General features: G+C 57.8%; 16 protein-coding genes and 1 other RNA gene. 12 read left to right on the top strand and 5 right to left on the bottom strand.

The window, feature by feature from the left end:
- Nucleotides 1-21: 21 nt before the first annotated feature.
- Nucleotides 22-1,557: an FAD-binding domain-containing protein gene (locus tag AC1QQ2_RS01130; RefSeq protein ID WP_479711755.1), complete on the bottom strand. Its 1,536-nt coding sequence runs from the start codon at nucleotides 1,555-1,557 to the stop codon at nucleotides 22-24.
- Between the two features lie 102 nt (nucleotides 1,558-1,659).
- On the opposite strand from AC1QQ2_RS01130, the gene rnpB reads away from it, so the two are divergent.
- The 3 genes from rnpB (at nucleotide 1,660) to AC1QQ2_RS01115 (ending at nucleotide 2,900) form a co-directional block, all read left to right on the top strand.
- An RNA gene (gene rnpB, locus AC1QQ2_RS01125) (RNase P RNA component class A) lies at nucleotides 1,660-2,030 on the top strand.
- 124 nt (nucleotides 2,031-2,154) lie between these two features.
- The gene (gene rpmG / locus AC1QQ2_RS01120) at nucleotides 2,155-2,322 is read left to right on the top strand and encodes a 50S ribosomal protein L33 (RefSeq protein ID WP_007814563.1); all 168 of its coding nucleotides are present in this window, start codon (nucleotides 2,155-2,157) and stop codon (nucleotides 2,320-2,322) included.
- Nucleotides 2,323-2,399: 77 nt separating this feature from the next.
- Complete coding sequence (locus AC1QQ2_RS01115; RefSeq protein ID WP_479711754.1) at nucleotides 2,400-2,900, top strand: GNAT family N-acetyltransferase; 501 nt, start codon at nucleotides 2,400-2,402, stop codon at nucleotides 2,898-2,900.
- Here the strand turns inward: AC1QQ2_RS01115 and AC1QQ2_RS01110 are convergent.
- Both AC1QQ2_RS01110 and AC1QQ2_RS01105 read right to left on the bottom strand, forming a co-directional pair.
- Complete coding sequence (locus AC1QQ2_RS01110) at nucleotides 2,897-3,709, bottom strand: inositol monophosphatase family protein (RefSeq protein ID WP_479711753.1); 813 nt, start codon at nucleotides 3,707-3,709, stop codon at nucleotides 2,897-2,899. The two genes, AC1QQ2_RS01115 and AC1QQ2_RS01110, sit on opposite strands and share 4 nt — an antisense overlap.
- Before the next feature lie 59 nt (nucleotides 3,710-3,768).
- A complete protein-coding gene (locus AC1QQ2_RS01105) occupies nucleotides 3,769-4,137 on the bottom strand; it encodes a helix-turn-helix domain-containing protein (protein ID WP_067546062.1) in 369 nt (122 codons plus the stop codon).
- Between the two features lie 271 nt (nucleotides 4,138-4,408).
- Here AC1QQ2_RS01105 and AC1QQ2_RS01100 point away from each other — a divergent pair, with 271 nt between their 5' ends.
- A complete protein-coding gene (locus tag AC1QQ2_RS01100; RefSeq protein ID WP_479711752.1) occupies nucleotides 4,409-5,365 on the top strand; it encodes an NADPH:quinone oxidoreductase family protein in 957 nt (318 codons plus the stop codon).
- Here the strand turns inward: AC1QQ2_RS01100 and AC1QQ2_RS01095 are convergent.
- Nucleotides 5,355-6,212, bottom strand: coding sequence for a LysR family transcriptional regulator (locus AC1QQ2_RS01095; protein WP_479711751.1), 858 nt, complete (start codon nucleotides 6,210-6,212; stop codon nucleotides 5,355-5,357). The genes AC1QQ2_RS01100 and AC1QQ2_RS01095 overlap by 11 nt on opposite strands.
- A gap of 113 nt (nucleotides 6,213-6,325) precedes the next feature.
- On the opposite strand from AC1QQ2_RS01095, the gene AC1QQ2_RS01090 reads away from it, so the two are divergent.
- The 5 genes from AC1QQ2_RS01090 to AC1QQ2_RS01070 all read left to right on the top strand — a co-directional run bounded on the left by AC1QQ2_RS01090 (nucleotide 6,326) and on the right by AC1QQ2_RS01070 (nucleotide 9,742).
- Nucleotides 6,326-6,553: a DUF1127 domain-containing protein gene (locus AC1QQ2_RS01090; RefSeq protein ID WP_479711750.1), complete on the top strand. Its 228-nt coding sequence runs from the start codon at nucleotides 6,326-6,328 to the stop codon at nucleotides 6,551-6,553.
- Nucleotides 6,554-6,646: 93 nt separating this feature from the next.
- Nucleotides 6,647-7,384 carry a Bax inhibitor-1/YccA family protein gene (locus AC1QQ2_RS01085; protein WP_105234729.1) on the top strand — a complete coding sequence of 246 codons (738 nt, stop codon included), beginning with the start codon at nucleotides 6,647-6,649 and terminating at the stop codon, nucleotides 7,382-7,384.
- Between the two features lie 150 nt (nucleotides 7,385-7,534).
- Nucleotides 7,535-7,846 carry a hypothetical protein gene (locus tag AC1QQ2_RS01080; protein WP_479711749.1) on the top strand — a complete coding sequence of 104 codons (312 nt, stop codon included), beginning with the start codon at nucleotides 7,535-7,537 and terminating at the stop codon, nucleotides 7,844-7,846.
- A gap of 59 nt (nucleotides 7,847-7,905) precedes the next feature.
- Nucleotides 7,906-9,237 carry an 8-oxoguanine deaminase gene (locus AC1QQ2_RS01075; RefSeq protein ID WP_479711748.1) on the top strand — a complete coding sequence of 444 codons (1,332 nt, stop codon included), beginning with the start codon at nucleotides 7,906-7,908 and terminating at the stop codon, nucleotides 9,235-9,237.
- 25 nt (nucleotides 9,238-9,262) lie between these two features.
- On the top strand, nucleotides 9,263-9,742 hold the full coding sequence (locus AC1QQ2_RS01070; protein ID WP_479711747.1) for a CAP domain-containing protein: 480 nt from the start codon (nucleotides 9,263-9,265) through the stop codon (nucleotides 9,740-9,742).
- Here AC1QQ2_RS01070 and guaD read toward each other — a convergent pair.
- Nucleotides 9,739-11,025 (bottom strand): guanine deaminase, encoded by a 1,287-nt coding sequence (gene guaD / locus AC1QQ2_RS01065; protein ID WP_479711746.1) that lies wholly within the window; start codon nucleotides 11,023-11,025, stop codon nucleotides 9,739-9,741. The two genes, AC1QQ2_RS01070 and guaD, sit on opposite strands and share 4 nt — an antisense overlap.
- Nucleotides 11,026-11,134: 109 nt before the next feature.
- Between guaD and mgtE the strand changes: the two genes are divergently transcribed.
- From mgtE to AC1QQ2_RS01050, 3 genes are all read left to right on the top strand, one after another.
- Nucleotides 11,135-12,508 (top strand): magnesium transporter, encoded by a 1,374-nt coding sequence (mgtE, locus tag AC1QQ2_RS01060; protein WP_105234733.1) that lies wholly within the window; start codon nucleotides 11,135-11,137, stop codon nucleotides 12,506-12,508.
- Nucleotides 12,505-13,059, top strand: coding sequence for a 5-formyltetrahydrofolate cyclo-ligase (locus AC1QQ2_RS01055; RefSeq protein WP_479711745.1), 555 nt, complete (start codon nucleotides 12,505-12,507; stop codon nucleotides 13,057-13,059). The genes mgtE and AC1QQ2_RS01055 overlap by 4 nt, the downstream gene beginning before the upstream one ends.
- A gap of 125 nt (nucleotides 13,060-13,184) precedes the next feature.
- Entirely contained in the window at nucleotides 13,185-14,009 is an 825-nt protein-coding gene (locus tag AC1QQ2_RS01050) for a TIGR00282 family metallophosphoesterase (protein WP_479711744.1), read from the top strand.
- Nucleotides 14,010-14,032 lie beyond the last annotated feature (23 nt).

The following is a 14,032-nucleotide window of genomic DNA, read 5'->3' as shown; positions in this document are numbered from 1 at the left end:
AACCCGCAAGGCTCTCGGGGCTTAGAACAGGCTAAGTTGGTCAGGGTTTGCGCGTTTTGCCGTTTTTCGTCGGGCCGTTGGGCGCTTCCGACTGCCTAGCTTTTGGTGCACCCCCCGCGCCACATCGCTAAACCCGATGCCGCGTTTGATCGACGTAATTTTGTCTTTGGCGGATTTGGTTGCCGACGCAAGATCGACAATCGGCATAGGATAATCGCGGCCCAGTACAAAATCCGACCGATCTAGAAACGTTTTTTCCCACGTCCATGGGGTATGAATTGCTTCGCGTGGAAGGTGAGCCAGTTCAGGAACCCATTTTCGAATAAAACGACCGTCTGGGTCGTGCTCTTGGGACTGTTTGATGGGGTTATAGACCCGCATCGTATTGATCCCCGTAACCCCCGATTGCATCTGCAGTTGGCTATAGTGAATGCCCGGCTCATAGTCGGTAAACAGCCTCGCGAGATGTTGTCCCGTAACCCTCCAGTCGAGCCAGAGTTGGTAGCTGGCAAAACTGACCAACATCGCCCTCATGCGAAAGGTGATCCAGCCTGTTGCCGTCAAATTCCGCATGCAGGCATCGACAAAGGGGAAACCTGTGCGCCCTTCGGCCCAAGCTGCGAAATGGGGATGGCTGGCGTCGTGTCGGTCAAGCGCTTCGAACGCAGGATGCATACAGTGTGTCTCTATCGAGGGCTGGTCCTCGATTTTCTGGACGAAATGACACCGCCACGCGAGGCGCGATCCAAAGGCGGAGAGATTTCGACCAAAAGACGCCGTATCAGCCGTGGTGAGTTGGTTGCGCCGTTTGCTAATGGATTGGACGACCTCGCGAACCGACATCGTGCCCCACGCGAGATGCGCCGACATGCGAGAGCAATGATAGTCCGACACAAGGGGAGAAGAGATATTGCGCAGATAACCGCGTGACCTGTTTGTCAGAAATGATCTCAGGTCCGCGACGGCGGCACGACGACCGCCAATTTGTGTGCTGCCGCTCAGGGGCGGACCGAACATTGGGTCGTCTTTTTTCGGCAGAGGTGATGAGTGCACATATGGTGCAGGCGCAAGGTGCTTCGGCTTTGGGATGATTTTATCGGCCATGCGGCGGTTGCGGATCGCAGCCCAATCGTCGCGTGAGGCGAGTCGGCGAACTACGCCATTCGATGGCATCTCTTGCAGGGTAATCCCCTGAGAACGGCAAAAGCGGATCACGGCTCGGTCACGCTGATAGGTCCAGTCGTTCCCACTCTCCTCATGACATGAAATCCTCGCGATCCCATGTTCGGCGTGCAATTGGGCTAAGACGTCGACCGCTGATCCGATCCGAATGATCAGCGGCTGGCCAAGCTCGGTGAGATGTTCGTTCAGTTCGCTCAGGCAGTCGTTGACAAAGTGCCAGTGTCGGCGAGATGCGTCGGGTTGGCGCCATAGGTAAGGCTCGACGATGTACAGCGGAACGACGGGCAGGCTAAGCTGCGATGCCGCATACAGCGGGGCGTGATCTTCGACCCGCAAGTCGCGTTTGAACCAAACGACATGAACTGCTGTTTTCATCGCTACACTTCTGTTGCTGAGAGCGCAGAGCTAGTCTTTGGCGCGCGCTAAACAACCTTTCCCGTTGACCTATGGCGCAGAACCGCATAGCGACGACGCCGCGCGGATGGCTGGATGACCGCGGGCCCTTGGGTCCGAGGAAAGTCCGGACACCAGAAGGCACGGTGCCGGGTAACGCCCGGCGGGGGTAACCCCAGGGAAAGCGCCACAGAGAACAGACTACCCTGCATGCAGGGAAAAGGTGAAACGGTGGGGTAAGAGCCCACCGCGGGACTGGCAACAGGACCGGCACGGCAAGCCCCACCGGGTGCAATGCCAAATAGGGACCTCGCGCCTCGTATGGGGCAGGGACGCCTAACCCCGAGAGGTCCGGGTTGGCAGCTAGAGGCGGTTTGGTAACAGATCGTCTAGATGAATGGTCATCCAGAGGGGAAACCCTTGGACAAAATCCGGCTTATAGGCCGTCCGCGCATAATCTTTACGTTTCCCATTACAATTGCGGTTGACTCGGGGGCGGGCGGCTGTAAAAGGCGGGCTTCATACGAATTCACGCGATGTGCCGTTCTAATAACGGCCCGCGATCAGGAGAGATGAGACATGGCGAAGCCGACCACTATCAAAATCCGCCTGAACTCCACCGCGGGTACTGGCCACTTCTACGTTACTAAGAAAAACGCACGCACAATGACCGAGAAAATGGTTGTCCGTAAGTACGACCCGGTTGTTCGCAAGCACGTTGAATACAAAGAAGGTAAGATTAAGTAATCTTGCCCTTTGTCTAATCGACAACGATTGTAGGCCGCGCGACACCAGCGCGGTCTTTTTCGTTGTACCGTTCTAATATGGGTATTGTCCGTGAATCGGTCCTATCGGACCTCGCCGCGATCACGCAGCTTTGTAATCGTAGCTTTAATCTCCTTCTGACGGACGATTATGCGCCGTCCCTTATCGAACAGGCTGTACCCTATATGGCAAGGCCGCCCGTCGATCTGATCATCCGTGGTCAGTATTACGTTTACGAACAGGATGGTGCGATCTACGCCGCTGGCGGGTGGTCGGGTGAAGGGCCTAATACGTCAAAGATGCCCAAAGGCTATGGCACCGTCAGGATGCTTGTCGCTGATCCAGACCACGTGCGGCACGGCTGTGCCTCTGAAGTGTTCAACCAGATTATAGCGGCGAGCAGGCTTGCGGGCCTCAAGGGGCTCTATGGGCCTGCTACGCGCAACTCTGTCGGGTTTTTCCGGAACAAAGGTTTCGTTCTTTCAGGTGACGATATGCTCGACCTCAGTGGGGATGGATCGATTCTGTTTCCCGTGATTTGGCTGAAGCTTGATTTTTAGCCCGCGATGTTTTTGAGGATCGCCAGCGCCTCTGCATGGACCGCTGCATTTGCCGCAGCGATCACACGACCGCCGTTATGCGCAGGGTTGCCCTGCCAATCGGTAACAACGCCACCGGCGGCTTGGATCACGGCGATAGGCGCTTGGATGTCATAGGGCTGTAGGCCCGCCTCAATCACCAGATCAATCTGACCTGCGGCGAGCAGCGCGTAGGCATAGCAATCGCAGCCATAGCGGACCAATCGCGCCTTAGTAGCGACAGCGGTGAATCCGTCGCGCTCGTCAGTGCTGCCAACCTCTGGGAAGGTGGTAAAGACGATGGCCTCTGCCAGCGGACGGGCGGGGCGGGTTGACAGCGCAGAGGTGCCCATAGGGCCTGTAACCTCGGCCAAGGTCGGTGCACCGATGAAACGCTCGCCGATATAGGGCTGATCGATCACGCCAACCACAGGGCCGCTCTCTGGTCCAACGGCGATCAAAACGCCCCACGTCGGCGTGCCAGACAAATAGCCCCGCGTGCCGTCAATCGGATCCAGAACCCAAGTCAGCCCCGTGGTGCCGTCCTTTTTGCCGTATTCCTCGCCAAAGATCGCATCATCGGGACGCTCACGCGCCAAAACATCGCGCATCGCACGTTCTGCGGCGCGGTCGCCTTCGGTTACGGGGTCAAAATCGGCGGGACGTTTGTTGTCGGCATCCAGCCCTGCGCTGCGGAAATAGCGCAGGGTTTCGGGACGCGCAGCATCGGCAAGCAAATGGGCGACCCTGATAAGATCGCCCATAGTAGCTGTATCAATAGTATTCGACATGACGCGTCCTCTTTGTTCCGCTGCTGCGGTAACGCGGGGCGCGCCTATCGGTCAAGTGCTCAGGCGGCAGCGTCGCTCAGGACGCGGGCCAGATCGAACAAACGACGGCGCTGGGCTTCGGGAATCGCGTAGTACGACCGCAGAAGTTCCAGTGCTTCTTTGTCCGACAGAATGTCGTTGGGCATATTGCCTTCAGAGACCGGAGCATTGCTTTCCAGACCTTCAAAGAAGAACGAAACATCGACGCCCAGCGCATGGGCGATGTCCCAAAGACGGGATGCGGAAACGCGGTTCATACCGGTTTCATACTTCTGGATCTGCTGAAACTTGATGCCGACTTTTTCGGCAAGCTGCTGCTGCGTGGTGCCGATCATCCAACGACGATGCCGGACGCGTTTACCGACATGGATATCAACGGGATGGCTCATAGGGTTTCCTCTCGGGTTTTCGCCGAGCACTCACACTTCGCACTGTTGCCCCATCAACAGTCGAAGGCCGTTTTCGTGCGCGACGATTTTTTGTTTTGATGCCTGATATTAAACACGTAACGGTTGCGTTTTGAACCTGACCTTTAGGACAGGTTGTATCGCTCTTTCGCTCAGTGACTGTGCGATAGTCCACACCAACGCACATGTTGGCGAGAAGGATTTGATCCTTTAGGTTATGGAAAAACCTGTTAACTTCAAGGAGTCCCGCCGCATGAAAGCCTTTCAAGTCGTCGATTTTGACAGCCCCGCCCATTTGGTCGAGATCGACGTGCCGCAACCAGCGGCTGGAGAGGTTTCTCTTCGGATAGAAGCCTGTGGGTTGAATTTCGCCGACATTCTCATGACCAAGGGCAAATATCAGGACACGCCAAAACCGCCGTTCACTCTGGGGCTTGAGGTCTGCGGTGTGGTGACGGCGCTGGGTGAGGGTGTCACCTGGCCAGAGGTCGGCCAACGCGTGGCCGTTTTTGGCGGGCAGGGCGGTCTGGCGGAATACGGCGTATTTCCTGCGGACCGCTGTATCGCTGTGCCCGATGCGATGCCTTCGACGCAAGCAGCAGGATTCATGGTGGCCTATGGCACCTCGCACCTCGCGCTCACGCGGCGGGGTCGGCTAAAGGCGGGTGAGACGCTCGTTGTCTTAGGCGCTGCGGGGGGCGTCGGTCTGACGGCGGTCGAGATTGGCAAACAACTCGGCGCGCGGGTGATTGCTGTGGCCCGCGGCGCCGATAAGCTGGCCGTAGCAAAGGCAGCGGGCGCGGATCACCTGATCGACGCAGATGCCGATCTGGCGGCAGAGCTAAAGGCGCTGGGCGGTATTGATGTGGCCTATGACGCGGTTGGGGGCGAAAGCTTTACCGCCGCGCTCAAGGCGGCCAAGCGCGAGGCTCGTCTTTTGGCGATCGGATTCGCCAGTGGGGACGTGCCGCAAGTGCCTGCCAACCACCTCTTGGTCAAAAACGTCGATGTGATTGGCGTCTACTGGGGCGGCTATCTGAAATTTGCGCCTGAGGCTCTGACCGAAAGCCTCGCTGAATTGCTCGACTGGTATGCGCAGGGGCGGCTGAAGCCACACGTGAGCCATGTCCTCCCCCTCGATCAAGCGGCGGAGGGGATAGACCTGCTCGCCTCTCGCAAATCTACGGGCAAGGTCGTGATTACGCCGTGACGCTGTAAGCCTTCCTCAGAAGGTCCGCGAGGCTGGGGATTACTGGCGAATTGCGGCCCTTTTGAATGTAGAGGTTGATGTTCGTCACAGGCAGATCGGGCAGGGCGCCATTGTGGTCAATCTCTGCCAGTTGCGGCGGCTCTGTCCCTTTGAGCATCGTATGAATGGCGAGGTCGGCGGCCACAGTGGCCTCGGATGTCCGCGTGGAATCCGTATCAAGTGCCATTTCCCATGGCAGGTTTGCCTCGTCCAAACTGCGCTGGGCGATTTGGCGGAAAATGCAATGGGCCTCATGTGCCAACCTTAGCGGTCGATTGCGATAGGCAGTCCCCTCGGGCGCGCCGATCCAGACCAGAGGCACTGACCGCAACAGCGTTGCATCTTCGGGCGTTCCGTATTCGGTGGTCAACAGCACGTCGATCTCGTGCCGTTCGAACTGCTCTTTCATCTGTTTTGTGTAAGACGAAATCAGTCGCACCTGCATCCGTGGGAAATCCATCGAAAACTGGCGCAGAACAGGCGGTAGCACAGGGTAGACGATGTCATGCGGCACGCCCAAGGTAATCTCTCCCTCGTAGCTGTCTGCCGTCAAACGGCCCAAGGCTTCGTCATTCAGGTCGAGCATCTTTCGCGCATAGCCGAGCAGTTGTTCGCCTTCAGAGGTGGGGCGAATGGTGCGCTCTGACCGATCCAAGAGAGATAGCCCCAGATTTTCCTCAAGCCGTTTGAGCTGCATAGACACGGCCGATTGCGTCAGGTTCAGCAGGGTCGCCGCACGGGTCACACCCCCTGTTTCCGCAACGGTGGCAAAGGCGCGTAGGGCAGTCAGGTCGAGATTTCGGGCCATAATCACAATCCGTGATGGTTCACTTCAAATACATTTATTTCCATTATGCAATCACCGCGTGCAATATCAAGAGTAATGATAAACCCCATGATTGCATCACGAAAGGAAATGTTATGTCCGACCTGTCTTATGTTTGCTCCTGCGATGTTGTCCGCCCGACCCGCAGCGGTGTCTTGAGCCTCATCGTCCGCGCCGTTGGTCTGCACAGAAGCCGCCGTCAGCTCAGTGCTCTCGATGATCATATGCTGGCCGATATTGGTGTGACGCGTCAGGACGCGATGGCCGAAGCAGAGCGCCCCGTTTGGGACGCGCAAGATCATTGGACACGTTCGACATTTTGATCGGGCATAAAGTCTTGAATCCTCGCACCTCCATGCCAATATGGTAACCAAAGCCCCATTGGGGCACCACCACAGCTACTCTTGGAGGATTTTATGGCTGATTTCCGCACGATGCGCGCCAATGCCGGTGTCCGCACCGCTGCCATTGACGAGGGTCTTCGTACCCACATGAACAAAGTCTATGCGACGATGTCTGTCGGCACCCTGCTGACCTTTATCGTTGCTTGGGCCTTCGGGACGAGCGATGCGCTCTTCTCGATCCTGCGTGACCCGCGGACCCTGCAGCCCAACATTCTGGGCTGGATCGTTATGTTCGCGCCGCTGGGCATGGTGTTCTTCTTTGGCGCTGCGTTGAATCGCCTGTCGGCTGCAGGTGCGCAGCTTTACTTCTACGCCTACGCATCCGTCATGGGTCTGTCGATGTCGTGGATCTTTATGGCCTTCACGGGCGTATCGATCGCGCAGGTGTTTCTGATCACGTCGATCGCCTTTGCGGGTCTGTCGCTGGTTGGTTACACCACCAAAAAAGACCTGAGCGGTATGGGCTCGTTCCTTGTGATGGGTGTGATCGGCCTTCTGGTCGCGATGATCGTCAACATGTTCCTGCAGTCGCCTGCGATTGCATACGCAGTGTCGATCCTCGGCGTTCTGATCTTTGCTGGTCTGACTGCATATGACACCCAGAAGATCAAAAACGATTACATCCAGCACGCGTATGCGATGGATCAGGAATGGCTGGGCAAAGCCGCTATCATGGGCGCGCTGAACCTCTACCTCGACTTCATCAACATGTTCATGTTCTTGCTGCAACTTTTCGGCAATCGCGATTAATCGCACCTGAACACAAAACACTCAAAGGCCGCCTCAGGGCGGCCTTTTCGTTTGGATAGGTCCCACGATCATTTGGTTAAACGTGGTGCAAATTCAGGTTGAAGTGTCGTTGATGGTGACAGATCACCAGTCAAGGACTCGCGCGGCACAATGTTTTACAGAATTTATGCCATCAAATTTGGGTCCCAGCCGACGTCAAAACTCGCGGCTGCGTTCTTTACAGAATCCTTGGAAAAAGACGGTGATCGTCTACCAATCCTGACCGCAGAAATCCTCTTTGACGCAGAGGGGAGCATTGTTCTCCAAGTTGGTTGCGCCTCTGTGAATGACATGAACAAGTTCACCCGCTACGGCGACGCTTTGATTGAACAACTGCGGCACAGCTTTACCTGCAAGGTCGAAAAATACTCGACGATCTCGGTGTTCAAATACGAACGCCAGAACGCGCCCGTTGCTCTTTAAGACTGACGGGTCTGCCAAAGCACTGTAAGACTGGGGCGGACACTCCAGACGGGCCAAACATGACACAAACACTGATCAAAGGCGCAACCATCCTGTCGATGGATGATGATGCGCGTGAATTTACGGGCGATGTTTTGATCGATGGTGGTGTGATCACCGCAGTTGGTCCCGATCTGCCGCAAGGTGACGCAAAGGTCGTCCATGCAGAGGGATGCCTTCTGACGCCCGGTTTGGTGAACACGCACCACCACCTATATCAAACGCTGACCCGCGCGGTGCCTGGTGGACAGGATGCGTTGCTCTTTGGGTGGCTGAAAACGCTCTATCCGATTTGGTCGCGGTTCGGCCCAGAGGAAATGTACGTTTCCGCCTCTATTGGTCTGGCTGAACTGGCGCTCTCGGGCTGCACGCTGACCTCGGATCACCTTTACCTTTATCCGAACGGGTCGCGGTTGGATGATACCATCGCAGCGGCCCAAGATATCGGGATGCGGTTCCACCCGACACGTGGTGCGATGAGCATTGGCGAAAGCAACGGCGGCCTGCCGCCCGATAGCCTTGTGGAACAAGAACCCGCGATCCTAGAGGACTGCATCCGCGTTGTGGACACTTTCCATGATGCCCGCGACGGGGCGATGGTTCGTGTGGGGATTGCGCCCTGTTCGCCCTTCTCGGTGACGCGTGATCTGATGCGGGACGCGGCGATCCTTGCGCGGGATAAGGGCGTGATGCTGCACACACACCTTGCCGAAAATGATGAGGACATTGCCTATAGCCTCGAAATGTTTGGCTGTCGTCCGGGGCAATATGCCGAAGACCTTGGCTGGACTGGATCTGACGTATGGCACGCGCATTGCGTCAAACTCGACGGGTCAGAGATCGACATGTTCGCCCGTTCGCGCACGGGCGTCGCCCATTGCCCCTGTTCAAACTGCCGCCTTGGGTCGGGGATTGCACCGCTTCGCGATATGCGGGACGCGGGCGTGCCTGTCGGTCTTGGTGTCGATGGATCGGCGAGCAACGATGCGGGCAATCTGATTGCCGAGGCGCGTCAGGCGATGCTCCTCCAACGAGTGGCACGCGGGGCAGACGCTATGTCATCGCGCGAGGCGCTGTGGATCGCGACACGCGGCGGGGCAGAGGTTCTGGGGCGTCACGACTGCGGTCAAATCGCGGTCGGTAAACGGGCCGACATTGCGATCTGGGACATGAACGGGATTGAGGCCGCAGGTAGCTGGGATAAGGCTGCGATTTTGCTTGCAGGGCCAACTCGTGTTAAGGAACTCTTTGTAGAAGGGCGTCAGATTGTTCAAGGCGGCCATTTGGTGTCGATTGACCTTGAACAGATGATCGGACGGCAAAACCGTTTGGCAAAGGCGCTCATTGAATAAACGAAACGGCTTTGGGGGCATTGCCATGCGTTACACATTACTCACCGTTGCATCGATTGCCGCATTGTCTGGCTGCGTTGTGGTGCCGATCCCGCTCGGCCCTGCAACACCAGACATGAGCAGTATCACCATCACTCCCGCGACCACGGGCTTTGGCAAAATGCTGGTGGATTTTCGGGCGCAGAACGGGCTGGGTCCGGTTGAGGAAAACGCGGTGCTGACCGCGACGGCCAATGCCTATGCGCGCACCTTGGTTGAAGCGGGGTCGCACGAACACCGTGGGCCTGACGGGTCGATGCCGTGGGATCGCGCCAAAGCGCAGGGGTATTGTTCGGGCTATGTCGCAGAGAACATCGCGTGGGGCCAGAAGTCCGAGGCCGAAGTGTTCAACGCGTGGCTCACATCACCAGGGCACAGGGCCAACATGCTGCTCGACGGGATCGCGCGGTTTGGTCTGGGTCGCTATCAGGACGAATGGGTTCTGGTGCTTGGCGGGCCGTGTTAAACGGCCCGACCCGCGACCCAAACATCGCGAATGGCCCGATCATCGCCCATCATGATGGTCGGGAACAGTGCGTCCCAAATGTCATTGGCGCGGGTACTGCGTTGCGTAATCACAGGAGTTGAGGCCAGATCAATCACCGTGATGTCGGCCTTTGCACCAACGCCCAAATGACCGATTTGCCCCGACATATGCAGGGCTGATGCGGATCCTTCGGTTGCAAGCCACATCAACTGGCTAGGATGCACGGCGACCCCACGCAGTTGGGCAATCTCATAGGCCGCAGCCATCGTTCGCAGCATCGAAAAGTTCGACCCGCCGCCTGTGTCCGTGGCAAGACCAATACGGATCGTCGTTTGCGCAAGGCCCATCAGGTCGAACAACCCCGACCCGATAAAGGTGTTCGAGGTCGGACAATGCACTACTGAGGCGCCGACCTCGGACAGGCGGGTAATTTCGCGCTCAGTCAGGTGGATCGCGTGACCATAAAGGCCACCTTTGCCCAGCAGTCCGAACCGTTCGTAGGTGTCCAGATAATCGCGGCATTCGGGAAAGAGCGTTTTCACCCACTCAATCTCGGGGAGCTGTTCGCTCAGGTGTGTTTGCATCAGGCAATCTGGGTGTTCGGCCCACAGGGCACCCAGCGCCTCTAGCTGTTCAGGGGTCGAGGTCGGCGAAAACCGTGGCGTAATCGCGTAGGTGTTGCGCCCGACGCCGTGCCATTTTTCTAGCAATAGCTTGCTGTCGTCATAGGCGGACTGCGCCGTATCGCGCAGCGTGTCTGGCGCGTTACGGTCCATGCAGGTCTTGCCCGCAACAACCGCCATCCCGCGTGCCGTCGCGGCCCCGAAAAACGCATCCACCGATTCTGGGTGGATGGTGCAAAAGCTCGTCAGGGTCGTCGTCCCATGCGCCAAGGCGAGGTCGAGCGTCCGTCCCGCGACCTCCTCTGCATAGGCCAAATCATGGAACCGCGATTCTTCGGGGAAGGTGTATGTGTTCAGCCAATCGATCAGCTGTTTGCCCCAAGACGCGATAATGCCCGTTTGGGGATAGTGCATATGGGCATCAACAAAACCTGCGGTGATCAACGCATCGCCATAATCGGTCACTGGCACATCGGGATGCGCGCGGCGCAGGTCATCTGCTTCGCCCACGGCAGTGATTGTATCGCCGTCGATCAGCACCGCTCCGCGAGAAGAATGATGGCTAACTTCTTCCCACGCTGAGGAAAAAGGATTGCCCGAATAGGAGAGCGTTTGCCCGATGAGGAGATGTTTTGTCATACTGTCATGCTAATCTGATCAAACCTTTGCGTAAATCGCAGAAAAGCAGCCTCTATGTGTTGTGACCGCACGGCAAATACGTATTTTGGGGGCAACAAACGGGGGCGTCATGGCCGAGCTGATCGAAGACCACGAAGAAGAGGCATTTGGTGTCACAGAAAGTCTCGTTGACGGGGTTCTCGAGGCTGTTGATGCGGGCGATGCCGAGCAGGTCGATTTCCTGCTCGATCCCTTGCACCCTGCGGACATCGCCCATGTGATCGAACAGATCTCGCCGCGCGAACGGCGGGACCTGCTGGATGTCTGGAAGGGCGGGATGGACGGGGAAATCCTGTCCGAACTCGACGAAGGTATCCGCGAAGAGATCATCGAAAGCCTCGCGCCTGCGGAACTGGCTGAGGCTTTCCGTGAACTCGAATCCGATGACGTTGTTGACCTTGTTGAATACCTAGACGAGGACCAACAAGAAGCGGTTCTGGATGTTCTTGAAGGACCAGAGCGGGTCGTTGTCGAGAAGGCACTCGCTTATCCCGAAGAATCTGCTGGGCGCCACATGCAGGTCGAAATCGTTCGCGCGCCCGAACATTGGACGGTGGGCGAAACGATTGATTTCATGCGGTCGGGTATCGATCTGCCGGATCAGTTTTACCATGTGGTGTTGGTCGATCCCAAGATCAAACCCGTGGCCTATGCGACCCTTGGCCGTATCCTGTCTTCTCCTCGCAGCGCGAAACTGCGCGACATTTGCGAGGACAGCTTCCGCGTCTTTGACGTGAACGATACGGCGGCGGATGTGGCCCATGCGTTCAACCACTACCACCTGATTTCGGCGCCTGTCGTGGACGAAGATGACCGTCTGGTTGGTGTGATCACCATCGACGACGCGATGACCCTTCTGGACGAAGAACACGAAGAAGACATCCTGCGTCTTGCAGGTGTGGGTGAAGGTAGCCTGTCGGACAGCGTGCTCGAGACCACGCGCCAGCGCCTTCCGTGGCTCGGCGTGAACCTCGTGACGGCGATCCTCGCGTCGATGGTGATCAGCCTGTTTGAGACGACGATTTCGGGGCTCGTGGCTTTGGCCGTGTTGATGCCGATTGTGGCGTCGATGGGCGGCAATGCGGGCACACAATCGTTGACAGTTGCCGTGCGTGCGATGGCGACACGCGACCTGACAGGGTCGAACGTTTGGCGCGTGATCCGCAAAGAGATGATGGTCGGTCTATTGAACGGATTGGTCTTTGCGGTGCTCATGGGCTTGGTCGGTTACGTCTGGTTCGGCACGCCTATGCTGGGTGTGGTCCTCGCGCTAGCGATGGTGATCAACCTTGTGGTCGCTGGGCTTGCTGGCACGATGGTGCCTGTCGCGCTCGAACGTGCTGGCGTTGACCCCGCATTGGCCTCTGGTGCCTTTGTGACCACGGTGACAGATGTCGTCGGGTTCTTTGCTTTCCTTGGCTTGGCTGGATGGATGCTCCTATGACGCTTGATGAACAGAAGGCTGCGGCGCGGGTCGCCGCCTTTGCCCGCCGCAAAGAGGCCCATCAAGCGGGCGTCGGCACATCCGCGCATCTTTCAGAGGTCCTCGCGGGGTATCGTGGCGTGCCGCTCGCGGGTTACATGCCGATGCGGACCGAGATTGATCCGCTGCCCGCAATGGCCGAGGCCGCAGCGCACGGCCCTGTCGGTGTGCCTGTGATCATGGGGGCTGCAACACCGCTCAAGTTCCGCCAGTGGGAACCAGACTGCACCCTCATCGCGGGAGAGTTCGGCGCAATGATCCCCGAAAGCGGGGAGTGGATAGAGCCAGAGATCCTCATCGTACCCCTTGTCGCGTTTTCGCGGACAGGCGGTCGTCTGGGCTATGGCGGTGGTTTCTATGATCGCACGCTAGAGAAACTGCGCGCCAAACGCGCGACGCTGGCGATCGGGTTTGCCTATAGCGCCCAAGAGGATGCCAATATCCCGCTCGAACCTGTGGATCAGCCGTTGAACCTGATTGTCACCGAAAACGGTGTGATCGAGGTCGGGTAAAGGGCAGGGGGCGCTGCCCCCTCTGGGCCTTTGGCCCATTCACCCCCCGGGATATTTGACGCACAAAGGCAGCGCAGAGAGCGGCGGAGGTTGCGCATTTATTGGCACGGGCCTAGAGGTATTTCATGAAAATACTCTTTCTTGGCGATGTGATGGGTCGTGGCGGACGCGCGGCTGTGGTGGATGCGATCCCGAAAATGCGGGACGCGTGGGGGCTCGATTTCGTTGTGGTGAACGGCGAAAACGCGACGCGCGGCATGGGATTGTCGGGCGAACACGCCAAGATGATGTTGGACGCGGGCGCGGATGTGATCACCTTGGGCGATCATGCCTTTGACCAAAAGGACATGATGGCCTTTTGCGAGCAAGAGCCGCGGATCATTCGTCCGTTGAATTTCTCCAAGGTGGCACCAGGCAAAGGGGCGCGGGTGTTTACGGCGCGGCGGGGGCAGAAGGTTCTTGTCACGCAAGTGTTAGGTCAGGTGTTCATGAAGCGCCCGTTTGATGACCCGTTCTCTGCCGTGGATCAGGTGTTGCGTCAGTTCCCCTTGGGTGGGTTGGTGCAGGCGACGTTGGTGGATGTGCACTGCGAGGCGACATCAGAGAAAATGGCGATGGGTCACTTTTGCGATGGGAAGGCTTCGGTTGTTGTGGGGACGCATACTCACGTGCCGACCGGCGACGCGCAGATTTTGCCAGCGGGCACGGCGTTTCAGTCGGATGCGGGGATGTGCGGCGATTATGACAGCGTGATCGGCATGACCAAGGCGGAACCACTGCGTCGGTTTATCACGGGCATGGCGAAGAACCGTTTTGAACCCGCGATGGGCGATGTGACGGTATCGGGCCTTTATGTGGAAACCGATGACCGCACAGGCAAAGCAACCCGCGTGGAAATGGTCCGCCATGGAGGCCGATTGTCACAAAGTGGTCCGTCGCCTCTGTGTTGAGGGGGCTTGCGTCCGAACATGCG

Origin of the sequence: Aestuarium sp. (assembly GCF_023253315.1) — a bacterium.
Lineage (GTDB): Bacteria > Pseudomonadota > Alphaproteobacteria > Rhodobacterales > Rhodobacteraceae > Marivivens > Marivivens donghaensis.
This window is presented reverse-complemented; position numbering and strand designations above follow the sequence as displayed.